Origin of the sequence: Phormidium sp. CCY1219, assembly GCF_035615515.1 — a bacterium.
GTDB lineage: Bacteria > Cyanobacteriota > Cyanobacteriia > Cyanobacteriales > Laspinemataceae > CCY1219.
In genome coordinates, this window is record NZ_JAJENT010000423.1 from 1 (window position 1) to 325 (window position 325).

General features: G+C 50.8%; 1 protein-coding gene. It reads right to left on the bottom strand.

Annotated elements, in window-relative coordinates; genetic code table 11:
• Nucleotides 1-84 precede the first annotated feature (84 nt).
• Entirely contained in the window at nt 85-249 is a 165-nt protein-coding gene (locus tag LKK83_RS09625; protein ID WP_324630868.1) for a hypothetical protein, read from the bottom strand.
• Nucleotides 250-325: the final 76 nt, after the last annotated feature.

The following is a 325-nucleotide window of genomic DNA, read 5'->3' on the forward strand; positions in this document are numbered from 1 at the left end:
CCTCGTAGGGCTTAGGCTGGTCAGCTACCTAAAGTCAGGGGCTAGAAGCCCCGTCTCTTTAGAGCGGGGTGCTGACGCTCGATTTTAAATCTCGTGAGTGTATTGTAAGGCAATCGCGTCGCCTTGGCAATCCTGGAAAATGTAAATATTTTTTAAGTTAGGCGATCGCTGCCCCCTGGGTTCGGTGTTGCCCAAAGAGCGCCCCGTGGGTTCGGTGTTGGCGGTGCAATGCGATCGCTCCTCCCCCAAAAAAAGCGATCGCTCTCCTAATTCAGAATAGCGATCGCCAGATTTATTGACCTCAAATATTACGAATTACTAGCCA